General features: G+C 72.3%; 21 protein-coding genes and 3 pseudogenes. 11 read left to right on the forward strand and 13 right to left on the reverse strand.

Annotated elements, in window-relative coordinates; all coding sequences use genetic code 11:
* Positions 1 to 64: 64 nt before the first annotated feature.
* Positions 65 to 1,132 carry a uroporphyrinogen decarboxylase gene (gene hemE / locus N8I87_RS31360; RefSeq protein WP_263213754.1) on the forward strand — a complete coding sequence of 356 codons (1,068 nt, stop codon included), beginning with the start codon at positions 65 to 67 and terminating at the stop codon, positions 1,130 to 1,132.
* 1 nt (position 1,133) lies between these two features.
* On the opposite strand, the gene N8I87_RS31365 is transcribed toward hemE, so the two are convergent.
* Positions 1,134 to 1,958, reverse strand: coding sequence for a rhomboid family intramembrane serine protease (locus N8I87_RS31365; protein WP_263213756.1), 825 nt, complete (start codon positions 1,956 to 1,958; stop codon positions 1,134 to 1,136).
* A 92-nt stretch (positions 1,959 to 2,050) separates the two neighbouring features.
* Between N8I87_RS31365 and N8I87_RS31370 the strand changes: the two genes are divergently transcribed.
* Positions 2,051 to 2,341, forward strand: a complete 291-nt coding sequence (locus N8I87_RS31370; RefSeq protein ID WP_263213757.1) for a hypothetical protein — start codon at positions 2,051 to 2,053, stop codon at positions 2,339 to 2,341.
* Positions 2,342 to 2,524: 183 nt separating this feature from the next.
* Here N8I87_RS31370 and N8I87_RS31375 read toward each other — a convergent pair whose 3' ends face one another.
* Positions 2,525 to 3,928 (reverse strand): FAD-dependent oxidoreductase, encoded by a 1,404-nt coding sequence (locus tag N8I87_RS31375; RefSeq protein WP_263213759.1) that lies wholly within the window; start codon positions 3,926 to 3,928, stop codon positions 2,525 to 2,527.
* A 9-nt stretch (positions 3,929 to 3,937) separates the two neighbouring features.
* Positions 3,938 to 4,927: a DUF4349 domain-containing protein gene (locus N8I87_RS31380; protein ID WP_263213760.1), complete on the reverse strand. Its 990-nt coding sequence runs from the start codon at positions 4,925 to 4,927 to the stop codon at positions 3,938 to 3,940.
* Between the two features lie 157 nt (positions 4,928 to 5,084).
* Here N8I87_RS31380 and hemG point away from each other — a divergent pair.
* Together hemG and hemQ are read left to right on the forward strand one after the other, a co-directional pair.
* Positions 5,085 to 6,543: pseudogene (gene hemG, locus N8I87_RS31385) on the forward strand (protoporphyrinogen oxidase).
* A gap of 5 nt (positions 6,544 to 6,548) precedes the next feature.
* Positions 6,549 to 7,280, forward strand: a complete 732-nt coding sequence (gene hemQ, locus N8I87_RS31390; protein WP_263213761.1) for a hydrogen peroxide-dependent heme synthase — start codon at positions 6,549 to 6,551, stop codon at positions 7,278 to 7,280.
* A gap of 272 nt (positions 7,281 to 7,552) precedes the next feature.
* Here the strand turns inward: hemQ and N8I87_RS31395 are convergent.
* The 5 genes and pseudogenes from N8I87_RS31395 to N8I87_RS31415 form a co-directional block, all read right to left on the reverse strand.
* A pseudogene (locus tag N8I87_RS31395) lies at positions 7,553 to 9,192 on the reverse strand (alpha/beta hydrolase).
* Positions 9,193 to 9,328: 136 nt separating this feature from the next.
* Positions 9,329 to 10,114 (reverse strand): TIGR04222 domain-containing membrane protein, encoded by a 786-nt coding sequence (locus tag N8I87_RS31400; RefSeq protein ID WP_263213762.1) that lies wholly within the window; start codon positions 10,112 to 10,114, stop codon positions 9,329 to 9,331.
* A gap of 96 nt (positions 10,115 to 10,210) precedes the next feature.
* The gene (locus tag N8I87_RS31405) at positions 10,211 to 10,999 is read right to left on the reverse strand and encodes a DUF4142 domain-containing protein (RefSeq protein WP_263213763.1); all 789 of its coding nucleotides are present in this window, start codon (positions 10,997 to 10,999) and stop codon (positions 10,211 to 10,213) included.
* Between the two features lie 147 nt (positions 11,000 to 11,146).
* Positions 11,147 to 12,496: an MbnB/TglH/ChrH family RiPP precursor modification enzyme gene (locus N8I87_RS31410; protein ID WP_263213765.1), complete on the reverse strand. Its 1,350-nt coding sequence runs from the start codon at positions 12,494 to 12,496 to the stop codon at positions 11,147 to 11,149.
* A gap of 169 nt (positions 12,497 to 12,665) precedes the next feature.
* The gene (locus tag N8I87_RS31415; RefSeq protein ID WP_263213766.1) at positions 12,666 to 13,415 is read right to left on the reverse strand and encodes an aminoacyl-tRNA hydrolase; all 750 of its coding nucleotides are present in this window, start codon (positions 13,413 to 13,415) and stop codon (positions 12,666 to 12,668) included.
* A gap of 35 nt (positions 13,416 to 13,450) precedes the next feature.
* Here N8I87_RS31415 and N8I87_RS31420 point away from each other — a divergent pair, with 35 nt between their 5' ends.
* Complete coding sequence (locus N8I87_RS31420; protein WP_263213767.1) at positions 13,451 to 14,332, forward strand: ABC transporter ATP-binding protein; 882 nt, start codon at positions 13,451 to 13,453, stop codon at positions 14,330 to 14,332.
* On the forward strand, positions 14,329 to 15,000 hold the full coding sequence (locus N8I87_RS31425) for an ABC transporter (RefSeq protein ID WP_263213768.1): 672 nt from the start codon (positions 14,329 to 14,331) through the stop codon (positions 14,998 to 15,000). Before N8I87_RS31420 ends, N8I87_RS31425 begins: the two co-directional genes overlap by 4 nt.
* Here N8I87_RS31425 and N8I87_RS31430 read toward each other — a convergent pair.
* The 5 genes and pseudogenes from N8I87_RS31430 to zapE form a co-directional block, all read right to left on the reverse strand.
* A pseudogene (locus N8I87_RS31430) lies at positions 14,992 to 15,214 on the reverse strand (hypothetical protein). The gene N8I87_RS31425 and the pseudogene N8I87_RS31430 overlap by 9 nt on opposite strands.
* 18 nt (positions 15,215 to 15,232) lie before the next feature.
* On the reverse strand, positions 15,233 to 16,081 hold the full coding sequence (locus N8I87_RS31435; protein WP_263213769.1) for a polysaccharide deacetylase family protein: 849 nt from the start codon (positions 16,079 to 16,081) through the stop codon (positions 15,233 to 15,235).
* A 104-nt stretch (positions 16,082 to 16,185) separates the two neighbouring features.
* Complete coding sequence (locus tag N8I87_RS31440) at positions 16,186 to 16,749, reverse strand: YbhB/YbcL family Raf kinase inhibitor-like protein (RefSeq protein ID WP_263213770.1); 564 nt, start codon at positions 16,747 to 16,749, stop codon at positions 16,186 to 16,188.
* 10 nt (positions 16,750 to 16,759) lie between these two features.
* Positions 16,760 to 17,707 (reverse strand): slipin family protein, encoded by a 948-nt coding sequence (locus N8I87_RS31445; RefSeq protein WP_263213771.1) that lies wholly within the window; start codon positions 17,705 to 17,707, stop codon positions 16,760 to 16,762.
* A 137-nt stretch (positions 17,708 to 17,844) separates the two neighbouring features.
* Positions 17,845 to 18,951 carry a cell division protein ZapE gene (zapE, locus tag N8I87_RS31450; RefSeq protein WP_263213773.1) on the reverse strand — a complete coding sequence of 369 codons (1,107 nt, stop codon included), beginning with the start codon at positions 18,949 to 18,951 and terminating at the stop codon, positions 17,845 to 17,847.
* A gap of 37 nt (positions 18,952 to 18,988) precedes the next feature.
* On the opposite strand from zapE, the gene N8I87_RS31455 reads away from it, so the two are divergent.
* From N8I87_RS31455 to N8I87_RS31475, 5 genes are all read left to right on the forward strand, one after another.
* Positions 18,989 to 19,765 carry a pyrimidine reductase family protein gene (locus tag N8I87_RS31455; protein WP_263213774.1) on the forward strand — a complete coding sequence of 259 codons (777 nt, stop codon included), beginning with the start codon at positions 18,989 to 18,991 and terminating at the stop codon, positions 19,763 to 19,765.
* Between the two features lie 128 nt (positions 19,766 to 19,893).
* Positions 19,894 to 20,367, forward strand: coding sequence for an indole-3-glycerol phosphate synthase (locus tag N8I87_RS31460; RefSeq protein ID WP_263213775.1), 474 nt, complete (start codon positions 19,894 to 19,896; stop codon positions 20,365 to 20,367).
* Between the two features lie 125 nt (positions 20,368 to 20,492).
* On the forward strand, positions 20,493 to 21,884 hold the full coding sequence (murC, locus tag N8I87_RS31465) for a UDP-N-acetylmuramate--L-alanine ligase (protein WP_263213776.1): 1,392 nt from the start codon (positions 20,493 to 20,495) through the stop codon (positions 21,882 to 21,884).
* Between the two features lie 13 nt (positions 21,885 to 21,897).
* Positions 21,898 to 22,305 (forward strand): peptide-methionine (R)-S-oxide reductase MsrB, encoded by a 408-nt coding sequence (gene msrB, locus N8I87_RS31470; protein WP_263213777.1) that lies wholly within the window; start codon positions 21,898 to 21,900, stop codon positions 22,303 to 22,305.
* Positions 22,306 to 22,505: 200 nt separating this feature from the next.
* Entirely contained in the window at positions 22,506 to 25,298 is a 2,793-nt protein-coding gene (locus tag N8I87_RS31475; RefSeq protein WP_263213778.1) for a SpoIIE family protein phosphatase, read from the forward strand.
* The last annotated feature ends 7 nt before the right edge of the window (positions 25,299 to 25,305 follow it).

Here is a 25,305-nt window from a genome sequence, read left to right on the forward strand (position 1 = left end):
GCAGGGAGAGACACCCTCAAGGCCGCGGCCACGTCGGCTTCCGGGCCGTGCGAGACTTGCCGTCGTGAGTGCCAACGCAAGCCCCACGGGCCAGCAGCCGACAGCGACGTACGACAGCGCCTTCCTCAGGGCGTGCAGGCGTGAACCCGTGCCGCACACCCCCGTGTGGTTCATGCGGCAGGCCGGGCGCTCGCTGCCGGAGTACCGCAAGGTGCGCGAGGGCATTCCGATGCTGGAGTCCTGCATGCGGCCCGAGCTGGTCACCGAGATCACGCTCCAGCCGGTGCGCCGGCACAACGTGGACGCCGCGATCTACTTCAGCGACATCGTCGTACCGCTCAAGGCCATCGGCATCGACCTCGACATCAAGCCCGGCGTCGGCCCGGTCGTCGAGCGCCCGATCCGCACCCGCGCCGACCTGGCCCAGCTGCGCGACCTCACCCCCGAGGACGTCTCCTACGTCACCGAGGCCATCGGGATGCTCACCCGCGAGCTGGGCTCCACCCCGCTGATCGGCTTCGCCGGTGCTCCTTTCACCCTCGCGAGCTACCTCGTCGAGGGCGGTCCGTCGCGCACGTACGAGAACGCCAAGGCGATGATGTACGGCGACCCCGAACTGTGGGCCGACCTCCTCGACCGCCTCGCCGACATCACGGCCGCCTTCCTGAAGGTCCAGATCGAGGCGGGCGCGAGCGCGGTGCAGCTGTTCGACTCCTGGGCCGGAGCCCTGGCCCCCGCGGACTACCGCCGCTCGGTGCTGCCCGCCTCCGCCAAGGTCTTCCAGGCCGTCGCCGGGTACGGCGTCCCGCGCATCCACTTCGGTGTCGGCACCGGTGAGCTGCTGAAGCTCATGGGCGAGGCCGGCGCGGACGTCGTCGGCGTCGACTGGCGCGTCCCGCTGGACGAGGCCGCCCGTCGCGTCGGCCCCGGCAAGGCGCTCCAGGGCAACCTCGACCCCACCGTGCTGTTCGCCACCAAGGAGGCCGTCGAGGCCAAGACGCGCGAGGTGCTCGAGACGGCCGCCGGTCTCGAGGGCCACGTCTTCAACCTCGGTCACGGTGTGATGCCCTCCACCGACCCGGACGCCCTGACCCGGCTCGTGGACTACGTCCACACGCGAACCGCCCACTGACTCACCACGTGTGCCGGGGCCGGGCCCGCCTGCCGAACAGCAGGCTGCGCGGCTCCGGTGGCGGCGGGGTGCCCGGCTTGAGCGGCCAGGCGAGCAGCATCCCCGCCACGAAGCCGACCACATGCGCGGCGTAGGCCACCGTCCCGGCGCCGGAGACACCGTGTCCTGACGAGTACAGCGCCTGGAGCACGAACCAGAAGCCCAGCACCAGCCAGGCGGGCAGCCGCAGCGGCAGGAAGATCAGGAACGGGACCAGGACCCACACCCGTGCCCTGGGGTACAGCACCAGATAGGCGCCCAGCACCCCGGCGATCGCCCCGGACGCGCCGATCAGCGGGTCGCCCGAGGAGGCGTTGAGCAGCGCGAAGCCGTAGCCGGCGATGTAGCCGCAGACGACGTAGAAGAGGAAGTACCGGATGTGGCCCATCCGGTCCTCGACGTTGTTGCCGAAGATCAGCAGGAAGAGCATGTTGCCCAGCAGGTGCAGCCAGCTGCCGTGCAGGAACATCGCCGTGAACACCGACAGCGGCGGCGACTTGGCGTAGCGCGGCGGGGCCACGACACACCCGGCGCCGTGCGGGCCCGGCCTTACCTCGCCCGTCGGGACCATCCGGGGCAGCTGATGGTGGATCAGCTCTCGGGGTACGGCCGCGTACTGGTCCAGGAACGCCTGGAGGTGGCACAACTGGGCCAGGTCACTGCCGCCGGCCACGGAACCGGCTATCCCGGGCGTGGACACGAAGACGAGGACGTTCGCGGCGATGAGCGCATACGTCACCCAAGGGGTGCGGCGTACCGGGTTCACGTCATGCACGGGGATGACCACACAGAAGTAGTGCCCCCGATGCGGCCCGCGAATCGATGAACACGCCCGCCCGCGCACGCGTATCACTGGTCAACCGACGTGAGGATCAGGCGATGAACGAGCGAGTTGCTCCTCCCATGCAGGCTCTGCCCGACGGGGAGGCGGAGCTCTCCCTTGTCGTGAAGCTCCCCTGGGAGGATGTCGCCAGACTCGGCCAGGAGGCCGGGCGGCTGGCGGCGCAGATGCAGCGGCCGGTGACACTGGACGAGGCCGTCAGCAACCGCCTGCGGTCCACCCGCCCGTCCGCCGCGCACGCCAAACCGGCGGGCGAACAGCCCGCACCGGCGACCTCGACGACGAGCGCGGGCGTGACCGCGCTTCCGCGGATCAGCGGCTCGGCCTAGGGGGTGTCGTTTGGATCAGGTCGGCCGTCACGAACGGTGCGGTCTGGCCGACCCCGAGCGGGGTCTGGTGCGTGCAGCTGCAAGGCGGAGGAGGGAGTCGACGCGGAGCGTCGGCGAGTGACGACAACGCCGCAGATGTGCGTGCCAGGGCCCGCGACGCCGGGATGATCCAAACGACACCCCCTAGCCGTCGGCGCTCGCGCGTACCTTCGCCGCCGCCTTTCTCGCTGCCACCAGGACCGGGTCCCACACCGGTGAGAAGGGCGGGGCGTAGCCCAGGTCCAGGGCGGTCATCTGTTCCACCGTCATGCCCGCCGTGAGGGCCACCGCGGCGATGTCGACCCGCTTGGCGGCGCCCTCCCGGCCGACGATCTGCACGCCGAGCAGCCGTCCCGTGCGGTGTTCGGCGAGCATCTTCACCGTCATGGGGAAGGCGCCGGGGTAGTAGCCCGCGCGGCTGGTCGACTCGACGGTGACCGTCTCGAAGCGCAGGCCGACCCGGTGCGCGTCCTTCTCGCGCAGGCCGGTGCGGGCGATCTCCAGGTCGCAGACCTTGCTCACCGCCGTGCCGACCACGCCCGGGAAGGTGGCGTAACCGCCGCCCACGTTGGTGCCGATGACCTGGCCGTGCTTGTTGGCATGGGTACCCAGGGCGATGTGCCGCTCCTGGCCGGAGACCAGGTCGAGGACCTCCACGCAGTCGCCGCCGGCCCAGATGTTCTCGTGGCCGCGGACCCGCATCGCGAGGTCGGTGAGCAGACCGCGCCGCCCGCCGAGCGGCAGGCCCGCCGCCTCGGCGAGGGCGGTCTCCGGGCGTACGCCGATGCCCAGCACGACCACGTCCGCCGGGTACTCCACGTCCTTTGTGACCACCGCGCGCACCCGGCCGTCCGGCCCGGTGGGCATCTCGGTCACCTCGGCGTCATTGACCATGGTGATGCCCAGGCCCTCCATCGCCGTGTGCACCAGGCGGCCCATGTCCGGGTCGAGCGTGGCCATGGGCTCCTTGCCCCGGTTGACCACCGTCACCTCGTAGCCCCGGTTGATGAGGGCCTCGGCCATCTCGACGCCGATGTAGCCCGCACCGACGACGACCGCCCGGCGGCCACGCGTGCGTGCCAGCGTGTCGAGGAGCCCCTGGCCGTCGTCCAGGGTCTGTACGCCGTGCACCCCGGGGGCGTCCACGCCCGGCAGGCCGGGGCGGACCGGGCGCGCGCCCGTCGCGATCACGAGCTTGTCGTACGACGTCCAGGACTCGGCGCCGGAATCCACGTCACGCGCGCGTACCCGCTGCCCGGCCACGTCGATCTCGGTGACCTCGGTGCGCAGCCGCAGATCGATCCCGCGCGCGCGGTGCTCCTCGGGGGTGCGCGCGATCAGCCGGTTCCGGTCGGGGACGTCGCCGCCCACCCAGTACGGGATCCCGCACGCCGAGTACGAGGTGAAGTGGCCGCGCTCGAACGCCACGATCTCCAGCTCGCCGGGCCCGCGCAGCCGGCGTGCCCGCGACGCCGCGGACATCCCCGCGGCGTCACCGCCGATCACGACCAGCCGCTCCGTTGCGCCCCGCCCACCGCTCATGCTCATGTGAACACGCTACGGGGGCGGGCCATTTCGGGCTCGCTCAGCTCTCCTCACCCTCCTCACCGGGTTCCCGGCCGCTCGCGGCAGCGGGCCCGGCCCGGCCGCCCCGGCCGCGGGAGCCGCACGCAGCGGCAGCCGGCGCCGTACGACCCGCAGCCACACCAGCACCAGCAGCGCCACCAGCGCGGCGAACGGCAGCACCGCGCCGAGGGCCAGCGCGATCCAGCGCAGCATCGTGACGAAGACGTGCCAGCCGCCGGACACCGCGTCCACGAAGCCGGGGGAGTCGTCCTTCGCGGCCTTCTCCACCGGCGTCTCGGACAGCGACAGGGTGATGGTGGCCAGGCTCGTGCGGTCCTTCAGGGACGCCTGCTGGGCGAGCAGCGCCTCCAGATCGGCCTCCCGGCTGCTCAACTCCCCTTCCAGGGTGACCACGTCACTGAGCCTGGTCGCCTTGTCCATCAGCTCCCGGACCCGGGCCACGCTGGCCCGCTGCGACCGGATGCGGCTGTCGACGTCCACCACCTGGTCGGTGACGTCCTGCGCCTTGGACGTGCGGTCGATCAGCCTGCCCGTGCCCTGGAGGTCGGCGAGGACCTCGTCGTACTTCTCGACGGGGACGCGCAGCACCACGCGGGTGCGCTCGTGGCCGCGGGCGTCCCGGGTGGTGCTCTCGTCACCGATGTAGCCGCCCGCGTTCTCGGTGGTGGTACGGGCCTCGTCCAGTGCCTTGGGCACGTCCTTGACCCGCACGGTGAGGGAGGCGGTGCGGATGATGCGGTTCGCGGTGAGGTCGGGTGCCTTCGCCCGGGAGCCCTTCGCGGCGTCGCCGGAGTAGCTGTCGGAGGCGCCCCGCTGGGGCGCGCCTCCCGCGGCGGCCTTGGAGTCGCTCGTGCCTCCGCCGGAGGAGTCCGAGCCGCCGCAGCCCGCGAGCGCGAGGGTGGCGGCGAGCAGGATCCCGGTCAGCGCCCGGGCCGGTCGTACAGAATGTCGTGTGCGCATGTGGCCGTACCCCCGAGGGTCGTGACGATGATGCTCCTTGGACGCCGGTCCGGGCCGGGACGTTTGGCCGGGGGAGTCCCGATGCGGTCACGGTCGGGACTCGGCAGGGCCACATGGCCCTGGCGGGACTGTCAGTGGGGTCTGAGAGGGTGGAGCCATGAGCGGATCACCTACGGGCACGGATCATGTCGTCGTCATCGGGGCCGGTATCGCGGGGCTGGCCGCCGCGCACCGGCTGCTGGAACGCGGTGCGCGCGTGACCGTGCTGGAGGCGGGCCGCAGACTCGGCGGCAAACTGCGCTCAGGGGAGATCGAGGGCGTGCGCGTCGACCTCGGCGCCGAGTCGCTGCTGGCCCGTCGCCCCGAAGCGGTCGGGCTCGCGCGCGAGGTGGGCCTCGGCGACCGGCTCCGGCCGCCCACCACCGCGGCCGCCTCGATCTGGACCCGCGGCGCCCTGCGCCCCATGCCCAAGGGGCATGTGATGGGCGTCCCCGGCACCGCCGCCGCCCTGTCCGGCGTGCTGTCCGACGAGGGCCTCGCCCGTATCGAGCGCGACGCCGACCTCCCCCGCACGGAGGTCGGGGAGGACGTCGCGGTCGGGGAGTACGTGGCGGCGCGGCTCGGCCGCGAGGTCGTCGACCGCCTCGTCGAACCCCTCCTGGGCGGGGTGTACGCCGGTGACGCCTACCGCATCTCGATGCGCTCGGCGGTCCCGCAGCTCTTCCAGGCCGCACAGACCCACGACTCGCTGACGGAGGCCGTCCGCGAGATCCAGGCGAAGGCGGCGGCAGGCGGGCAGACCGGACCCGTGTTCATGGGCATCGAGGGCGGTGTCGGCGCACTGCCCCTCGCCGTCGCCGAGTCCGTCACCGCGCGCGGGGGCGAGATCCTCACCTCGCGGGCTCTACCACGGAGCTGCGCCGGGACGCCGACGGCGGCTGGCGCGTGACGGTGGCGGCGACCGCGTCCTGCACGCCGACGCCGTGGTCGTCGCCGTCCCCGCGCCCGCGGCCGCGGACCTGCTGGCCGCGGAGTCCCCCGGGGCCGCGGCCGAGCTGCGGGCCGTCGAGTACGCCTCCATGGCCCTGATCACCCTCGCCTACCGGCGCGACGAGGTCACACTGCCCGACGGCAGCGGCTTCCTCGTCCCGCCCGTGGACGGCCGCACCGTCAAGGCGTCGACGTTCGCCTCCCGGAAGTGGGGCTGGATCGCCGAGGAGGACCCCGACATGGTCGTCCTGCGCACCTCGCTGGGGCGGTACGGCGAGTCGGAGATCCTCGAGCACGAGGACGCCCACCTGGTCGAGGTGTCCCGGCACGACCTGAGGGCGGCCATCGGCCTCGACGCCGCACCCGTGCGGACGGTCGTGACCCGCTGGACCGACGGCCTGCCCCAGTACCCCGTCGGCCACCACGCGCGCGTGGCCCGCATCCGCGAGCACGTCGCCAAGCTGCCGGGGCTGGCCGTGTGCGGAGCGCAGTACGACGGCGTGGGCATCCCGGCCTGCATCGCGAGCGCGTACGCCGCCGTGGACCGGCTGGGCGGCGATGCGAGCGGTGTGCGGGACCTCACCGCCGACCCCGTGCAGAGTCTTCACGGTGGCGCGGGAGAATAAGGGACATGAGTGACGACGCACCCACCCCCGAGACCGGCAGGATCCCGAACAAGGGCAAGCTGGCCAAGGACCTCAACGAGGTCATCCGCTACACCCTGTGGTCCGTCTTCAAGCTGAAGGACGTGCTGCCCGAGGACCGCGCGGGTTACGCGGACGAGGTCCAGGAGCTGTTCGACCAGCTCGCCGCGAAGGACGTGACCATCCGCGGCACGTACGACCTGTCCGGTCTGCGTGCCGACGCCGATCTCATGATCTGGTGGCACGCCGAGAGCAGTGACCAGCTGCAGGAGGCGTACAACCTCTTCCGCCGTACGAAGCTGGGCCGCGCGCTGGAGCCGGTCTGGTCGAACATGGCGCTGCACCGTCCGGCGGAGTTCAACCGCTCGCACATCCCGGCGTTCCTCGCCGACGAGACGCCGCGCAACTATGTCAGCGTGTACCCCTTCGTGCGCTCGTACGACTGGTATCTGCTGGCCGACGAGGACCGCCGCCGCATGCTCGCCGACCACGGCAAGATGGCCCGCGGCTTCCCGGACGTCCGCGCCAACACGGTCGCCTCGTTCGCGCTCGGCGACTACGAGTGGCTCCTGGCCTTCGAGGCCGACGACCTGCACCGCATCGTCGACCTCATGCGCCACCTCCGCGGCGCGGAGGCCCGCATGCACGTCCGCGAGGAAATCCCGTTCTACACGGGCCGCCGCAAGGAGATCACAGAACTGATCGCGGGCCTCGCCTGACCGGGCGCGGAGCTGTGTGGGCCAGCCCGCGAGGGGGCTCGGGGAGCTGATCGCGGGTCGGCCTGACGGGCCCCGGTGTTTCGCGGGTCGGCCCGCGAAGAGGCCGGTGAGGTGATCGCGGGCTTGTGCGATCGGGTGCGGCGTCTTCCGGGTCGGCCGGGTTTTCCCCGGGGGATGCGCACCGGTCGGCGCGCGGTGGTCGGCGAGTCGATCGCCGGACTTGCCCGACCCGACCTGTGGGGCTCATCGGTGTCGTCTGGGCCCGTGAGGGCTCAGTGTTGGTCGGCCTTTCCCTTCAGGGCGTCTCTTTGGGACGGAGTTCGGGGCTTCGGTTCCGGGTGGGCGGCGCAGGACGTGTGGCGGTTCGGGAGGCGGCCCTCCAAGAGGTATGCGTCCAGGTGGGCGTTGACGCACTGGTTCGGGCCGCCCGCGACGCCGTGCGTACCGGCGTCCCGCTCGGTCACCAGGACCGAGCCGGCCAGCCGCCGGTTCATCTCCAGCGCCCCGTCGTACGGCGCGGCAGCGTCCCGCTCGGCGGCCAGGATCAGCGTCGGCGGCAGCTCGTCCGGCCCGGTCCGCACGTCGAGCGGCGCCTGCCGGGGCGTCTTCCAGTAGGCGCACGGCAGATTCGCCCATGCGTTGTCCCAGGTCTCGAAGGGCGCCACGCGCGCCAGCCGGGTGTTGTCGCGGTCCCAGACCGCCCAGTCCGTCGGCCAGGGGGCGTCGTTGCACTCGACGGCCGTGTACACCGCGCTCGCGTTCTCGGCCTCGGCGGCCGTCCCCGTCCCGCCGGCCGGCGAGGCGATCTTCAGCAGCGGCCCGGTGTCGCCCTTCAGATACGCCGACAGCGCCTCGGCGCGGCTCGGCCAGACATCGTCGTAGTACCCGGCCATCAGGAACGCGCCCTGCAACTGCCCCGGCCCGACCTTGCCGCCGGCCGGCTCCGCGGCCAGCGCCGCCCGCGCCCGGTCGTAGCTGCGCTGCACCGTCTCGGCCGTGGCACCCAGCCCGTACGCGTCGTCGTGCCGGGCGACCCACTCACGGAAGTCGGTCCAGCGGTTCTCGAACGCGGCCGACTGCTCCAGGTTGCTGCGGTACCAGATCTGCGCCGGGTCCGGGTTCACGGCCGCGTCCAGCACCATCCGCCGTACGTGCGAGGGGAACAGCGTCGCGTACACGGCCCCGAAGTAGGTGCCGTACGACGCGCCCATGAAGGTCAGCTTCTCCTCGTCCAGCGCGGCACGCAGCACGTCCAGATCACGCGCGTTGTTGAGCGAGTTGTAGTACCGCAGTCCGCTCCCGGCGCGCTTGGCGCAGTCGTGCGCGTACGCCTTCGCCTCCGCGATCCGCTCCTTCTTGTACGACTCCGAGGGGTGCGTCGGCGCCTGCGAGGGCCCCTTGAAGAACCGGTCCGGGGCCTGGCAGGACAGCGGCGCCGACCGGCCCACCCCGCGCGGGGCGTATCCGACGAGGTCGTACGCGGCCGCGATCCGCTGCCACTCGGGCAGTGCGCCGACGAGCGGAAAGGCCATGCCGGAGGCGCCCGGACCGCCCGGGTTGTAGACGAGCGAGCCCTGCCGGGGCACCTTCCGCTTGCTGTTGCGCGGGTCCTTGTGCGTGGCCGCGGTCCGGCTCACGGTCAGCTCGATCTGCTTGCCGTCGGGATGCGCGTAGTCCAGCGGGACGCGCACCGTGCCGCACCGCAGGCTGTCCGGAAGGCCCTCCGCCGCGGGGCACTTCCCGAACGCGATGCCTTCCGCACGGGCACGCGCGGCGGTGACCGCCGTGCCGCGCGCCTCGGTCACCGCGCCCGGCACACCCGAAGCACCGGGCGCGCGCGCGCCGCCGGCGCGGCGACGAGGGCGGTCAGCAGCAACGACCCGGCGGCCGAGTAGAGGGCGGCAGCTCGCATGGCGTATCCCTTCGGTGCGCCGCGGCACGGACACCGCGGCAACAAAAGGGATATTTCGTTCGGGCCTCGGCGAAGGCAAGCACCATCCCGCCGGTGTCGGCGTCAATACTCCCTGTGCGCCCCCGCGCGGACGCCGTCACTCCCGCCAGGGCTGGTCGCGATGGGCGAACGCCGCGCGCAGCTCCGGTTCGCCGATCGCGCGGATTCCGCGCACGGCGACGGAGGTCAGATAGGTGCGGTCGTCACCGGACCCGGTCGCCCGCCGGGTCAGCGCGCCGAGCAGCCGCTGCCCGGCAGGCGAGGCCCAGCGCGAGTACGGGTGCACCTCGACCCGGGCGATGGCGAGGCAGCTCAGGGTCAGGGCGAAGGGGAGCGCGAACCAGGCGGCGACCAGATCGCGCGGCATGTCGGTCTGAGCCGGCATCAGCAGCGCGGTCGCGCCCAGGGCGGCGACGGCCACCGCGGCCAGCCGGACCTGACGGACCCCGGACGCCACGGTCGTACGCGCCCCGTCGGGCACCGCGAGCCCCGCCCGGACCAGCCCGTCGGCGATGCTGCGCACGGCGTCGGCCCCGGCCGCGGCGGAGCGCACGGGCTCGATGCGGGACTGGCCCTCCGGCCCTATGGCCCCTATGACGGACCGCTCCATCTCGTCCCGGCCCCGTGGGTCCACGACGGTCGCCCAGCCGGTGTGCGCGAGCAGCAGCCGGCGCTGCCGGGCCATGGAGACCATGGTGAGATCGGCGACCCGCGCGGGCCCGCCCGACAGGAACGCCGCCTCGTACAGCGTCAGGTCGTGCCCCCGGTCCGCGGTCGCACCCTCCGCGTCGACGGCCGCCAGGCGTACGGCGGCCAGGCACAGGCGCGTACACGCCGTGCCCGCGACGGCCCAGGCCAGCAGCAGGAGAAGGACCCAGAACATGACGTTTTTCTATGCCAGGGGCCTGGGAAACGCCATGCCCTTTTCACCATCCGGACGGAGTGTTGTCGGTACGTGACGTTCCGCTTCTCGGGCGGATCAGGAGCCGTCGCCCGGCGGCGGGCTGGAGGCGGCCGGCGGAAGCGGGTACGTGGGCGAGGGCGAGGAGCCGATCGGAGTCGCCGAGCCCGGCTGGACCACCGGCGGCGACGGCACGGGCGAGGCGGCGGTCGCCAAGTCCCGGGCCAGTGCGGCGAAGTCCACGTAGCCGGTCGCCTCCAGCATCCTGATGTGATCCAGCACGGTGGTGTCGGCGTCGTCGGCGAGATCGCGGACCAGCGAGTTCTGGGTGCCGGCCCGGACCTGGGCGACGACCGAGAACACCCTGCCGTGGGCCAGCCGCAGGATGTTGGCGAACTCGCGATCGAAGTCCTGCCCCTGTGCCGTGCTCAGGGTGGTGAGCCACTGCTTCTGCTGCTCGTTGGGCTCGTTGGGCAGCGGCAGGCCGAGCCGGGTGGCGACGATGAGGGCATGCGCGTCCAGCGACGTGTGCCCCGCCACGAGGTGTCGCCCGGCCGCCCGTACGGCCTCGGTCGTGCCCTTCGTCTCGGCCAGCTGTCCGGCGGGCAGTTCCCACAGCCCGGCCAGTCGGACCTTGGTGACGAAGTCCCGGTCCGCCTGGGACAGGGGGCCGTACTGGGTCGTCACGGTCTGGGCGTTCAGCACGTCGGCGCCGGTGCCGCCGGTACCGGCGATGCCGGTCCGGTCCGCGTACGACCAGACGGGAAACAGCAGCGCCGCCAGCGTCGCGGCCAGGCCCGTGATGATGAGCCCGAGCCCGCTGAAAATGCCTCTGCCCTTGATCGGGGGTCGGGGTCGCGGTCGCATGGTGCCTCCTGCTTGCGGCACCGCACGCCAGTGCGCTTCGGGTGGGTGCGGGTTGGCATATTACTGCGGAGTCAGTGCCAACCACCGTGCGGGCAGGGGGATATAAGGTATGCGAACCCATCAAATAGGGCGCCGGTGTTGCGGCTGTCACCTTCTCCGCAGCAGCACCCTCCGCGCCGCCCGGGCCGCCCGCACCACCGGCCGTCGCGACCGGGGCACCGGCCCCGACCGCTCCAGCCACCACTCCCGCAGTTCCCGCCGCACCCCCGCGTCCTCGATCCGTCCCGCGAGCAACTGCCCCGCGAAGTCCAGCGCGTCCTGTCGGTAACCACCGGCCATCGGGTGCCCGTGGGCGTAGTCGAGGAACGCCGGCCGGTACTCCGTCCCCAGAATCACCGGCAGCTCGGGCGCGATCTTCGCCACCACGGACGCCCGCTTCGCGGCCAGTGCCCGCGCCTGCACCCCCATCCGCACCCGGTCGAACCCCTCGGGCACGGGCGTCCCGGCGACCAGCGACGACAGCACCGCGGTCTGCGCGAGCGCGAGCCGCTCCCGGGTGTCGTCGTCGGCGACGACAACGGGCGGGGTCACGGCGCGGACCCGCGACGCCGCCCCGGAAACGGAGCGTATCGCACGCCCCTCCTGCACCGCCCCGGAAACGGGGCACATCGCCCGCCCCTCCTCCACCGCCCCCCGAATCGACTCCAACTCCCGCTCCAGCTCACCGGGTTCGGGGAAGTTCTCGTCCCGCTCCAGCAGCACGCCGGGCGGCGCGACCCGCGAGGCGAGGTCGGTCAGGATGTCGAGCACCGGCCGCGGTACGGGGTGGGCGTGGCTGTCGTGCCAGACGCCGTCGCGCTCGAAGCCGCCCGCGACATGCACATACGCGACGGCCTCCAGCGGCAGTTCGGCCAGCGCCTTGGCCGGGTCCTCGCCCCGGTTGACATGGTTGGTGTGCAGATTCGCCACATCGATGAGCAGCCGCACCCCGGTCCGCTCGGCCAGCTCGTACAGGAACTGCCCCTCGGTCATCTCCTCGCCGGGCCAGGAGATCAGCGCGGCTATGTTCTCGACGGCGAGCGGCACCGGCAGCGCCTCCTGGGCGATGCGCACGTTCTCGCACAGCACGTCGAGGGCGTCCCGGGTGCGGGGCAGGGGCAGCAGATGGCCCGCCTCCAGGCGCGGGGAGGCGGTCAACGGCCCGCCCGCCCGTACGAACGCGATGTGCTCGGTGACCAGCGGCGCGCCCAGCGCCGCCGCCCGCTCGGCGAGCGCGGTCAGCCGCCCCTCGTCGGGCCGGTCCGCACCGCCGAGGCCGAGCGAGACACCGTGCGGCACCACGGTCACTCCGCGCTCGCGCAGCCGCAGCAGCGACTCGGGCAGGTGTCCGGGACAGACGTTCTCCGCCACGGCCTCCACCCAGTCGATGCCGGGCATGCGCTCCACGGCGTCCGCGATCTCCGGCCGCCAGCCGATCCCCGTTCCCAGTCGCCGCATGGTCCTTCCCCCTCCTTCGCGTGACGGGGGTATCACCCCGGCGCCCGGCCCCGAACCCCGCCGCCCGCACCTTCAGAGCAACATTTGAGGTTCACGGCAGAGCGGGATGTGAGGTTCGCGGCAGAGCGGGATCCGAGGTTCGCGGCCCGGAACCCGGCCCGCACCCGGCCTACCCGGGCACGCCCCGCGAGTCCACCGGATCCCGCCGCAGCGCCGGATGATCGGCGACCACGGTGCAGGAACCCGGCGCGATCTCCGTGAAGCCCGCGTCCCGTACCAACGGCAGCCCGCTGTCCGTCAGCCGGGGCCACTCGGCCGGGTCCGCGGTGCGTACCGACAGCGGGAAACCCGTGTCGCGCCAGGCCGCGCGGTCCTCGTCGGACAGCTCCCACCAGGCGAGTTGGGCGCCGTGTCCGACCTGGGCCATCGCCTTTCCGGCCGACATGTCGAGTTCGGGATTCATCCAGAGCACGGGCCGCGCACGGTCGGGTCCGGCCGGCGGCTCCGGGTCGTCGAGGTCGGTGCCCGACACCTGCAGCTTGGCCAGGTCCTTGGGCCAGCCGTCCAGCGGGACGGGTGGGAAGACCCGTATCTGCGCCGACTCGCCGGTCACCGTGATCCCGGGCAGTGCCTCCGCGCGCCGCCACTCCGCGCCACGGGCCCGCCGTACGACCTTGCGGATCCGGGCGTCCTGCCAGTCCCGTACGGCCTCGGCCCACTCGCCGTCACCCAGCGCCCGCTCGTCGGCGAGCAGCGTCAGCACGGAACGCGCGGCGGTCTCCAGCGCATCTGTACGGGCGGGCGGCGCACCGCGTTCGATGCGCACCACCAGCGGCAGCACGAACTGCGGCGCCTCGTCACGCGCACTGCGCTCGGACCGGAAGGGACTGTCACCGGGGGATGTCGAAACGTGGCTCACAACAGCCAACCCTAAAGCCGGACCAGAATAGCCCCATGCGACGTGATCTTCGGCTGGCCCGCGTAGGCCGCCGCTACGGCATACGCGGCCCCTGGGTGTTACGAGGCATCGACCTCACCGTCACGCCCGGCTCGCTCATCCGCGTGGAAGGAGCCAACGGCAGCGGCAAGTCCACCCTCCTGCGCATTCTCGCCGGGCTGGACGCGCCCACGGAGGGCCGTATCACCGGCCGCCCCCGCACGGCGTACGTCCCCGAGCGGTTCCCCTCGGCGCTCCCCTTCACCGCCGCCGGCTATCTCACCCACCTCGGCACGGTCCACGGCCTGTCCCGCCGGACGGCGGCCGGCGCCGCCGTCGCATGGCTGGACCGCTTCGGCGCCGCCGCCCATGCCGACACACCGATGGCCCAGCTGTCCAAGGGCAGCAGCCAGAAGGTCGCGGTGGCCCAGGCCCTGCTCGCGGAGCCCGAGTTGCTCGTGCTGGACGAGGCCTGGACGGGACTGGACGCCGCGGCCCGGGCGGAACTGGAGCGGGCGGTCGCCGAGCGCACGGCCGCCGGATGTGCCGTCGTGTTCGTCGACCACGACCCGCGCCGCCTGGCCGGGGCGCCCGACGAGACGTACGTGGTCACCGACGGCACCCTCGACCGCCGTACCGGGAACGAGAGTTCACCGGCCGGCCGGCACGCCGTGGTCATCGCGCAGGGCCCGTCGGGCGGACAACTGCCCCCCGACGCCGCGCGGACGGTCACCTCGGCCGAGGAGACCGCGCCCCGCACCCACCGGCTCACCGTCCCCGAGTCCCACTCCGACGTCCTGCTCCGTGCCCTGCTGACGGCCCGCCCGCCCTGGCACGTGGTGAGCGTGAGCCCCGGTACACCCCCCGAGACGCCGCCCGATCCCGAAAGCCGCTCATGACCGCACTCCTGCGTTACCAGGCCGCACTCCTCGTACGCTCCCAGCGCTGGCTGCCACCCGTCGTCCTGTACGCGGCCTTCCTCGCCGTCGGCGTGCAGAGCGGCCAGCCGGTGCTCGACTCGCTCGGCTACACGGCCGCTGCATTGCTGCCGGTCGCCGCCTGGCTGGTGCGGATCTGTGTCACCAACGAGCCGCCCGCGGCCCGCGCCTGTGTCGCCGCCGCGGCCGGACCGGCCAGGGCCCACCTCGCCTGCCTTTTGGCGGCTCTCCTCGCGTCGGCGGCGCTCGGCACCGTGGCGACCCTGGCCGTGACGCTGATCAGCGACCCGGCGGCCAACGGCCATCGCGCCCACGTCCCACGCTTCGAGGCGGGCGCGGCCGGGCTGCTGGCCGCGCTCTCCTGTGCGCTGCTGGGGACGGCCGTCGGCGCGCTCACCAACTGGCCGCTGCTGCGCTCGCCCGGCCGGGCGGTGCCCGCGATGCTGCTGGCCGCGCTGCTGTCGGTGGTCGTCGCGGGCTCACCGGCGCAGGCGGCGGTGAACGGGCTGGTCACCGGCTCGCAGTCGGGCCGGGTCCCGGTGCCGCTGCTGCCGCTGGCCGCGGCGGCCCTGCTGACCGCCGCGGCCTTCGCCGTGGCCTGCGCGCTCACCCGTCGCCGGTCACCCTGAGCAGGCCGTGCGCTGCGCCTCCGGCCTCCCCCGAGTTCTCGACTTCGCTCGAACAGGGGGGACCCCCCATGCAGACCGGGCACAGCGTGGTGCCCCTGTACGACGCGGGGTACTCCGTCGGCTTCCGGCACAGCACGCACTCCGCGTACGGCGGCTCGTCCGCGGGCTGCGACTCGGTGGTGTCGATGATCGTGCAGTAGTCCTCGTCGCTCATCTCTTCAGGGTAGGCCGGTCAGCGGTGGCCGCCGGTCTCCCCGATCAGCTCGGACACCTTCACGAACCGGAAGCCCCGCTTGCGCAGTTCCGGTACGACCGTGCGCACCACCTGCTCCGTCGTCGGGGCGGCGCTGCGGGTGCAGTGCATCACGACGACCGAGCCGGGCTTCACCCCGTCCAGCACCTGCCGGGTGACGGCGTCGGCGTCCGTCGCGAACGCGTCCCCGCTCACCACGTCCCACTGCACCGCGGTGACGCCGAGGCCGCTCAGCGCGCGCAGCGCCTTCTGGTCGTAGCAGCCGCCGGGGAAACGGAAGTACGGCATCGGGTGCGGCACACCGGCCTTGCGGATCGCGGTGTACGCCCGCTCCACGTCCGTGCGCATCCTGTCGTCGCCGACGGTCGGCAGGCCGTAGCAGTCGCCGGTGAAGGCGTAGTGGCTGTAGGAGTGGTTGGCGACCTCGAACAGCGGGTCGTTGCCGAGGGAGCGGGCCTCGGCCGGGTACTGGTCGGCCCACCGGCCCGTCATGAAGACGGTGGCCGGGACCTTCAGATTGCGCAGCGTGGCGATGAGCGCCGGATTGTCGAAGTGCTCGCCCGCGGCCGCTCGCGGGCCCTGGTCGGCGGTCATGTCGGCGTCGAAGGTGAGGGCGACGGTCTTGCCCTGTGTGCGCGGGCCGTTCGTGAAGACCGGGGTGAGGCCGCCCGGGCCCGGGACGAGGATGGGCGGTCGTGAGGGGGAAGCGGATGCGGAGGGCGGGCTGGGGGCCTGGTGGGCGGCGTGCGGGGCACTCGTGGTGCCGCAGGCGGCGAGGGCGGCGCCCACGGCGCAGAGGGCGGTGACACGGCGTACAAGAGTGAACACCGTATGAAGATATGATCGTAAATATGCTCATCCGATCGACGCGCCCTGTCGGTCGTACGGGAGTCACCCGCCTGGCCGCGCCCCCGGCCGCCCGCCCCGGCCGGTCAGCGGCCGTAGCGGCCCGTCAGGGTGCCGGTGGCGAGGGCGTGGCCGTTCAGGGCGCGCCGGACGTCGTCGGGTGAGACGTCGGCGGCGAGGTCCAGGCGCCGGTCGGCGGCGTAGACCGTGAACACGTAGTGGTGCGGGCTGTCGCCCTTGGGCGGGCAGGGGCCGCCGTAGCCCGTCCTGCGGAAGCCGTTGCGGCCCTGTGTCGCGCCCTGGGGCGCCTGCCCGGCGGCCAGCTCCGTGGTCCGCGGGCCGATGTTCCACACCAGCCAGTGCGTGAACGTGCCGTGCGGGGCGTCGGGGTCCTCCACCACGAGGACCAGTCCGGTGGTGTCCGCGGGTACGCCGGAGAAGGCGAGCGGCGGCGACACGTCCTCGCCGTCGCAGGTGTGACGGCGAGGGATCGTGCCGCCCTCGGCGAACGCGGAGCTCGTCACCGTGAGGCGGTGCGAGGCGGTGGGGGTGGGGGCCGGGCTGGGGGCGGACGAGTCGCCCGTGCCGCTCCCGCAGCCCTGGACCAGGCCCATGGCGGCCACCAACACGATCAGGAAGCTCCGGCGCATGCCCGGAACGTTAGCTCCGGGGGACCGCGGAGTCACCGATGCCGGTGGGTTGTTGCGTGCCGTCGATGGCGGGGGACTGCTGCGCGTCGTCGCTGCCGTCCGGTTGTGGCGGTTCGCCTTGTTCCAGGTCACCGTCGGCGGCCGCCGGTTGCGAGCCGGTGATTCCGTCCGGCTGGTGCGACTCGGCGAGCGCGGCCGGCTGCTGGCCCCTCTCCAGGAAGCGCAGCAGCTCCACCGGGATGGGCAGCACCAGCGTGGAGTTCTTCTCCGCCGCCACCGCCATCACCGTCTGCAGCAGGCGCAGCTGCAGTGCGGAGGGCGTGTCGGCCATCTGCTGCGCGGCCTCGGCCAGCTTCCTGGAGGCCTGGAGCTCGGCGTCGGCGTTGATGATCCTCGCCCGGCGCTCACGGTCGGCCTCGGCCTGACGGGCCATGGAGCGCTTCATCGCGTCCGGCAGGGAGACGTCCTTGATCTCGACCCGGTCGATCTGCACGCCCCAGCCGATGGCGGGGCTGTCGATCATCAGCTCCAGGCCCTGGTTGAGCTTCTCGCGGTTGGAGAGCAGATCGTCGAGGTCGCTCTTGCCGATGATCGAGCGCAGGGAGGTCTGTGCCATCTGGGAGACGGCGAAGCGGTAGTCCTCGACGTTGATGGTCGCGGCCGCCGCGTCCACGACCTTGAAGTACACGACCGCGTCGACCCGCACCGTCACGTTGTCCCGCGTGATGCCCTCCTGGGCGGGCACGGGCATCGTGACGATCTGCATGTTGACCTTGTAGAGCCGGTCCGCGACCGGGATGATCAGCGCGAGTCCCGGCGAACGTATCTCGCCCCGCAGGCGGCCGAGCCGGAGGACCACCCCGCGTTCGTACTGCTTGACGACCCGCACCCCCGCGGACACGTACACCAGTCCGACGGCACCGGCCGCGATGATCGCCCCCAGCAGTTCCTGGAACATGACGACCTCCTCCATAAGAGGCCCTTTGTGTCCACTCCTGCAACGATATGCCCGGTATCCGGTCCGGGGCCACGCCCCGCACCGCGCAGCAGCCGGGCCCGGGTCCGGCTGGGCCGTCGTCCCCTGCGTTCGGCGCGCTACTCGGCCGTCACGAGTGTCTTCGCGTCGCGGGCGAGTGCGGTGAGGCGGGATATCGCGCGGAAGTACTTCTTGCGGTAGCCGCCCTTCAGCATCTCCTCGCTGAACAGCTTGTCGAAGGGAAGCCCCGAGGCCAGTACGGGGACTTCGCGGTCGTAGAGCCGGTCCGCGAGGACCACGAGGCGCAGTGCCGTCGACTGGTCCGGTACCGGCCGCACACCGACGAGGCACACCGCCCTCAGGTCGTCGGTCAGCGCGCCGTACCGGCTGGGGTGCACCTTGGCCAGGTGGTCCAGCAGATGCGGGAAGTCGTCGAGCGAGGCGCCGGCGGTGGCGTACGCCGCCTTCGTCACCTGCTCGTCCGAGTACGGCGCCGGTGCCTCGGGCAGGCCGCGGTGGCGGTAGTCCTCGCCGTCGATGCGCAGGGCGCGGAAGTGGGCGGACAGGCCCTGGATCTCGCGCAGGAAGTCGGCCGCCGCGAACCGGCCCTCACCGAGCTTGCCCGGCAGGGTGTTGGAGGTGGCGGCGAGTGCGACACCGGCGTCGACGAGCCTGCCGAGCAGGGTGGACACCAGCACGGTGTCGCCCGGGTCGTCGAGCTCGAACTCGTCGATGCACAGCAGCCGGTGACCGGACAGGGTCTGGACGGTCTGCTGGAAGCCGAGGGCGCCGACGAGGTTGGTCAGCTCGACGAAGGTGCCGAACGCCTTGAGCGCGGGCTCGGCCGGGGTGGCGTGCCAGAGGGAGGCGAGGAGGTGGGTCTTGCCGACGCCGTACCCGCCGTCCAGATAGACACCGCGGGGCCCGGCCGGCACCTTGGGCGCCTTCGCCTTGCCGAACCCGAAGAATCCCCGTCGGCCGGTGCCGGTGGCGTGCGCCCCGCCGAGCCCGGCCGCGAAGCCGTCGAGGACCCGTACGGCCTCGGTCTGGCTCGGCCGGTCCGGGTCCGGGAGGTACGTGGCGAAGCGGACCGAGTCGAAGCGCGGCGGCGGCACCATCTCGGCGACCAGCCGGTCCGCGGGGACGTGCGGCTCGCGGGCGCACAGGGACAACGGGGTCGCGTCGGCTATCGGGCTGACGGCGGACGCGGCGGTGGATGACGACACGGTTACCCATGCTAAGCGCCGTGTCACACTGCTCGACATGCGACGCCTGTTCCCTGTGACCGACGAAACAGCAGCCCTTGATGACCGGGAGTGGAGTCTCGCGGAACTGGCGGCCGCGTACGCCTATCCCGAGCCGCAGGCCGGCGGGCGGGGGACCTGGCTGCGGGCCAACATGGTGTCCACGCTCGACGGGGCCGCCCAGCACGAGGGCCGCTCGCAGCCCATCTCCAGCGCGGCCGACATGCGGATCTTCGGCACGCTGCGGGCACTCGCGGACGTCGTCCTCGTCGGCGCGGAAACGGTACGGCAGGAGGCCTACCGCCCCGCACGCGCGCGTGCGGAGTTCGCGGACGCCAGGAAGGCGGCGGGACAGGCCCTGGCCCCGGCGATCGCGGTCGTCACCGCGAGCCTGGACCTGGACTACTCGCTCCCGCTGTTCACCGCCCCCCAGGTGCCCACCCTGGTCCTGACCGGAGCCTCGGCGGCGCCGGACCGTATCGCCACCGCCGAGAAGGCGGGCGCGCGGGTGGTGATCGCGGGCGACGGCGCCGGAGTGGACCCGGTGCGGGCCGTAGAAGCCCTCGCCGGCCTCGGTCACACCCGGCTGCTCACCGAGGGCGGCCCCCGGCTGCTGGGCCAGCTGATCGCCGCCGGAGCGCTCGACGAGCTCTGTCTGACCCTCTCCCCGATGCTCACCGCGGGCGACGCGCAGCGCATCGCCGGGGGGCCGTCGGTCGCGGTGCCGCGGCGCTTCGAACTGGTGTCGCTCCTGGAAGAGGCCGGGTTCCTGTTCGGTCGCTACCGTCGGTCATGAAATCAGCGGAATCTACCGTTCCGCTTGGCTTTCGACGGGCACACTAAATCCGGCAGTACCCGTGCGATCACGGGGCAGGATGGTTTCCGCAGGGCCTGACACGGCCCACGGAGCAGAATGGGGCGCTGGTGTTCACAAGCGTATTGATGATCGAGAAGGCCCTGACGTCCGCCGACGTGGAGTTCGTCACCACCTTGCACGGAGACGAGCAGATCTCCTTCCATGTGCTGCTCCAGCCTCGGGGCGACCAGGCCGACCGCCTCCTGCGGGCCATCGACGACATCGCGCTCGGCGAACTCGACGAGGCGGCACGCGAGCGCGGGGTGCCCGAGGGCGCCGCGGCGAAGGAGCCCGCGGAGCAGGCCCTGGAGGTGTCCCTCAAGGCGCTGCGCGCGGCGGGCGGCGAGGCGGAGGGCAGGCTGGTGGAGGACCACCCGCTGGACGCCCTGAAGGCCCTGGTCGAAGAGATCGGCGCCGACGAGGTGATCGTCCTGACCGACCCCCACTACGTGGAGGAGTTCTTCCACCGCGACTGGGCGTCCCGGGCCCGCCACAAGGTCGGCGTACCGGTGCTCAAGCTGTTCTCCCACAGCAAGGCGTGACCGGCGATCGCGGCGGACGTGACGTGACCGCTGCCCGTAACGGACCTAATAGGTGTTGGGCGTGCCGGGGCCATATGGTGGTGCGCTGAATGTTCGCTTCGCCGCACCACTCCAGGGAGACGCACATGGCCCCGGGCCTTCCTACCGCCATGGACCGACCGCACTTCATCGGCATCGGCGGCGCCGGAATGTCGGGCATCGCGAAGATCCTCGCGCAGCGCGGGGCCAAGGTGGCGGGCAGTGACGCCAAGGAGTCGGCGACCGCCGAGGCGCTGCGCGCGCTGGGCGTGACCGTGCACATCGGGCACGCGGCCGAGCACCTCGCCGACGACGCCAGCTGTGTGGTCGTCTCGTCGGCGATCCGCAAGGACAACCCGGAGCTGGCCCGCGCGGCGGAGCTGGGCATTCCCGTGGTCCACCGCTCCGACGCCCTGGCCGCCCTGATGGAGGGCCTGCGCCCGATCGCGGTCGCGGGCACCCACGGCAAGACGACCACCACGTCGATGCTCGCGGTCTCCCTGTCCGAGCTGGGCCTGGACCCCTCCTACGCCATCGGCGGCGACCTGGACGCCCCCGGCTCCAACGCGCTGCACGGCGACGGCGAGATCTTCGTCGCCGAGGCGGACGAATCGGACCGCAGCTTCCACAAGTACGCGCCCGAGGTCGCGATCGTCCTCAACGTAGAGCTCGACCACCATGCCAACTACGCCTCGATCGACGAGATCTACGAGTCCTTCGAGACCTTCGCCGGCCGGATCGTGCCCGGCGGCACGCTGGTGATCTCCGCCGACCACGAGGGCGCCCGGAAGCTGACCGAGCGCCTGGCCGGTTCGGTGCGGACGGTGACCTACGGCGAGGCGGCGGACGCCGACGTACGCGTCCTGTCCGTCGTACCGCAGGGCCTGAAGAGCGAGGTCACCGTCCTGCTGGACGGGGCGGAGCTGACCTTCACGGTGTCCGTCCCCGGCCGTCACTACGCGCACAACGCGGTGGCCGCCCTGGCTGCGGGCGTGGCGCTGGGCGTCCCCGCCGCGCGGCTGGCGCCCGCGCTGGCCGCGTACACCGGCGTGAAGCGGCGTCTGCAGCTGAAGGGCGAGGCGGCCGGCGTCCAGGTCATCGACTCCTACGCCCACCACCCCACGGAGATGACCGCCGACCTGGAGGCGATGCGCGGGGCCGCGGGCGACTCCCGCATCCTCGTCGTCTTCCAGCCGCACCTGTTCTCCCGCACCCAGGAGCTGGGCAAGGAGATGGGCGAGTCCCTGGCCCTCGCGGACGAGTCCGTCGTCCTCGACATCTATCCGGCCCGCGAGGACCCGATCCCCGGTGTGACCAGCGAGCTGATCATCGACGCGGCGCGCGCGGCGGGCGCGGCCGTCATGGCCCTGCACGACAAGACCGAGGTCCCCTCGGTGATCGCGGGAATGGCGAGGCCGGGTGATCTCGTTCTCACCATGGGCGCGGGCGACGTGACCGACCTGGGCCCGCGGATCCTGGATCACCTGTCGCAGCAGTGAGGGGCTGAGGCTCATGTCGTACGACGTCGAGAAGCCGGACGAGCAGTGGCGCGCGGAGCTGACCCCGGCCGAGTACGCCGTCCTGCGCGAGGCCGGCACCGAGCCGGCCTTCGTCGGCGAGTACACGAACACCAAGGCCAAGGGCGTCTACTCCTGCCGCGCCTGTGGCGCCGAACTCTTCACCTCGGAGACCAAGTTCGAATCCCACTGCGGCTGGCCGTCCTTCTTCGATCCCAAGGACACCGACGCCGTGGAACTCCTGGAGGACCGCTCGCACGGAATGCTGCGCACCGAGGTGCGCTGCGCCCGCTGCGGCTCGCACCTCGGCCATGTCTTCGAGGGCGAGGGGTACGCGACCCCGACCGACCAGCGGTACTGCATCAACTCGATCTCGTTGCGATTGGTGCCGGACGAGGAGTAGGCGGGCGTCGCGCTGCCTGTCGGTCAGGGTGTTGCACGCAGGCGGGGAGAAGACCGGCGCTCAGGATGCCGCAGGGCCCGGCTTCCTGCGCTGGACGAGGACGCCGACCGCCGTGGAGACGAGAGCGCAGGCGATGTGCGAAACCGTCTGGTGTATTTTCGTAAAGTCACCTGATTTGTCTACAGGTGGGAGTGGTCCGGATGGCTCGCGACGGTCGGAGCGATGACGTCACGGCGCGCAGCCGTGAGCGCTTCCTGGCCGGAGGGCCGGTGGTCGCCGGGGTACGCAGCGAGATCCTGTCCTCGTGGAGCCGCTGCCAGTCCATTGGTCTGCGTCCGAGTCTGGGGACCACGTACTTGGGAGAACCCGACCTGGACACGGAACTCGTCCACGCCGCGGAGCCGGTGCTCGACGAAGTGGCCCGCGCGATCGCCGGGACCTGGTCCACCGTGATCCTCACCGACGGTGAGGGCGTGGTGCTCCGCTGTCTGACCGGCGAGCCGCAGATGTCCCGGTATCTCGACACCGCGGGCGGCGGGGCGCCCGGCTTCAGCTTCCACGAGTCCCTCGGCGGTACCACGTCGATCGGTCTCGCGCTCGCGGAGCGGCGCGCCAGCCGCGTCTACGGCCATGAGCACTTCGCCGACGCATGGACCGTGCAGGGCTGCGTGGCCGTGCCCGTGCACGAGCCCTTGAGCGGACGCATCGTCGGCGTCGTGGACCTCGCGACCGAGTCGTCCGAGTTCACCTCGATGCTGGAGACCATGGCGCGCAAGGCCGCTCACGCCATCGAACGAAGGCTGTTGGAGCAGAAGACCGACCGGGAGCGGACCCTGCTGCGGGCCTACATGCGGACCGCTCGCCAGGTGCGGGCACCCGAGTTCAGGCACGGACGGCAGATCGTCCTCGGTGCCCCGGCCGAGGACCTGCTGACGGGGTCCGACCGGCTGCTCCTGGAGGAGAAGGCGGCAGGACTGATCGCCTCGGGCCGCAGGGCCGCAATCGAGGTACCCGTGTCCGGTGGACGGGTGGTCACGCTCCTGGCACGCCCGGTGGCGGACGTGTGCGACGGGGTCGCGGTCGAGGTCATCGTTCCCGCGAGTGGCGCGCTGTTCTCCGCGGGCGGGACGCCCGCCCCCGCACCGGCCGTGCTGGGAACCGGCACGCCCGAAACGGCCCCCGGCGCCTGGCGCGGTCCTCCTACCGCTACCGCGATTCCTGCTGCCACCCCGGTTCCGGATCCCACCGCGGCTCCGTCCGCGAAGGCGGGCGAGGAGCAGTGCCACCGATGGCTGCTGGCCGTCGGGGAACCGGGGATCGGCAGGCTCGCCCTCGCGGCGCGGCGCCGCCTGGAGCTGCTGCGCGAGTCCAGCCGCCGTATCGGCACCACGTTGGACGTCGTCCGCACGGCCGAGGAACTGGCCGAGGTGGTGGTCGAGAACTTCGCCGACGTCGTCACCGTCGACCTGTACCCCGCGGTGCTCCGCGGCGACGAGCCCTCGGCGGCCGATGTGCTGCCGATGCGGCGCACCGCGGTGCGCGGGGTGGAGGGTTTCCCCTTCCGCGGGGTGGGCGAGCAGATCGGCTTCGCCCCCACCAGCCTGCAGGCCCAGTGTCTGGCCAGTGGCTCTCCGTCGATGGAGGCGGACCTGAAGGCCTCGCGATGCTGGGCCGCCGAGGACCCGGTACGTGCCGCGACGATCCTCGAGCGGGGCATACACTCCCTCATCACCGTGCCGCTGAGCGCCCGTGGCGTCCCTCTGGGGATGGCCGGCTTCTACCGTTCGCGAAGGTCCGCGCCCTTCGAGGACGACGACGTCTCACTAGCCGCGGAACTGGTCGACTGCGCGTCGCTCTGCATCGACAACGCGCGCCGTTACACGCGCGAGCACTCCACCGCCCTCGCCCTTCAGCGCAGTCTGCTCCCGCACGGCCTGCCCGAACAGAACGCGTTGGAGGTCGCCTACCGCTATCTGCCCGCACACACCGGAGTCAGTGGCGACTGGTTCGATGTGATCCCCCTGTCAGGGGCCCGCATCGCACTTGTCGTGGGCGATGTGGTCGGCCACGGCGTCCACGCCGCCGCCACCATGGGGCGGCTGCGTACCGCCGTGGACAACTTCGCCTCCTTCGAGCTCGCCCCCGACGAACTCCTCACGCATCTGGACGACCTGGTCGCCCGGATGGCCCGGCAGGAGGGCAGCACGGATGCCTTCATCGGGGCCACCTGCCTGTACGGGGTGTACGACCCGACGACCCGCCGCTGCAGTCTCTCGCGCGCGGGACACCTCCCACCGGCGCTCATCTCCGGCGACGGGACGGTCACCTTCCCCGAGGTGCCCGCCGCGCCGCCGCTCGGCCTGGGTGGATTCCCCTTCGAGACGGTCGAGATCGAGCTGCCGGACGACAGCCAGCTGGTGTTCTACACCGATGGGCTCGTCGAGGACCGCGAACGGTGCATCGAGACCGTGCTGGAGGAGCTCCGGCAGACCCTGGGCCACCCCGGACGCTCGCCGGAGGAGACCTGCCAGGCCGTCGTGGCGGCCCTGCCGCCGTCCCAGCCGACCGAGGACGACGTCACCCTGCTCGTCGTCCGCCCCCGCGGTCTGGACGCCTCGGACATGGCCTGCTGGGACGACCTTCCGCCGGACCCGGCCATCGTGTCCGAGATACGTGGCGCCGTGGTCCGGCAGCTCACCGACTGGAAGATGGAGGAGGCCGTCTTCACCACGGAGCTGATCCTCAGCGAACTGCTCACCAACGCCATCCGCCATGCCACGGGCCCCTTCCGGGTACGGCTGCTGCGCGATCGGATGCTCATCTGCGAGGTCGCCGACACCAGCAGTACCTCTCCGCATCTGCGTCAGGCCGACATGACCGACGAAGGCGGCCGCGGCCTCTTCCTCGTCGCCCAGCTCGCCCAGCGCTGGGGAACCCGTTACACACCCCGCGGCAAGGTCATCTGGGCCGAGCAGCCGATGCCCGGGGGCTGAGCCGGGG

The sequence above is a fragment of the Streptomyces sp. HUAS 15-9 genome (assembly GCF_025642155.1).
Lineage (GTDB): Bacteria > Actinomycetota > Actinomycetes > Streptomycetales > Streptomycetaceae > Streptomyces.

Coding starts and splice junctions, on each gene's coding strand:
- N8I87_RS31370 (WP_263213757.1), top strand. CDS start 2,051: ATGAACGAGCGAGTTGCTCCTCCCATGCAGGCTCTGCCCGACGGGGAG.
- N8I87_RS31375 (WP_263213759.1), bottom strand. CDS start 3,928: ATGAGCATGAGCGGTGGGCGGGGCGCAACGGAGCGGCTGGTCGTGATC.
- N8I87_RS31380 (WP_263213760.1), bottom strand. CDS start 4,927: ATGCGCACACGACATTCTGTACGACCGGCCCGGGCGCTGACCGGGATC.
- hemQ (WP_263213761.1), top strand. CDS start 6,549: ATGAGTGACGACGCACCCACCCCCGAGACCGGCAGGATCCCGAACAAG.
- N8I87_RS31400 (WP_263213762.1), bottom strand. CDS start 10,114: ATGTTCTGGGTCCTTCTCCTGCTGCTGGCCTGGGCCGTCGCGGGCACG.
- N8I87_RS31405 (WP_263213763.1), bottom strand. CDS start 10,999: ATGCGACCGCGACCCCGACCCCCGATCAAGGGCAGAGGCATTTTCAGC.
- N8I87_RS31410 (WP_263213765.1), bottom strand. CDS start 12,496: ATGCGGCGACTGGGAACGGGGATCGGCTGGCGGCCGGAGATCGCGGAC.
- N8I87_RS31420 (WP_263213767.1), top strand. CDS start 13,451: ATGCGACGTGATCTTCGGCTGGCCCGCGTAGGCCGCCGCTACGGCATA.
- N8I87_RS31425 (WP_263213768.1), top strand. CDS start 14,329: ATGACCGCACTCCTGCGTTACCAGGCCGCACTCCTCGTACGCTCCCAG.
- N8I87_RS31440 (WP_263213770.1), bottom strand. CDS start 16,749: ATGCGCCGGAGCTTCCTGATCGTGTTGGTGGCCGCCATGGGCCTGGTC.
- N8I87_RS31445 (WP_263213771.1), bottom strand. CDS start 17,707: ATGTTCCAGGAACTGCTGGGGGCGATCATCGCGGCCGGTGCCGTCGGA.
- N8I87_RS31455 (WP_263213774.1), top strand. CDS start 18,989: ATGCGACGCCTGTTCCCTGTGACCGACGAAACAGCAGCCCTTGATGAC.
- murC (WP_263213776.1), top strand. CDS start 20,493: ATGGCCCCGGGCCTTCCTACCGCCATGGACCGACCGCACTTCATCGGC.
- msrB (WP_263213777.1), top strand. CDS start 21,898: ATGTCGTACGACGTCGAGAAGCCGGACGAGCAGTGGCGCGCGGAGCTG.
- N8I87_RS31475 (WP_263213778.1), top strand. CDS start 22,506: ATGGCTCGCGACGGTCGGAGCGATGACGTCACGGCGCGCAGCCGTGAG.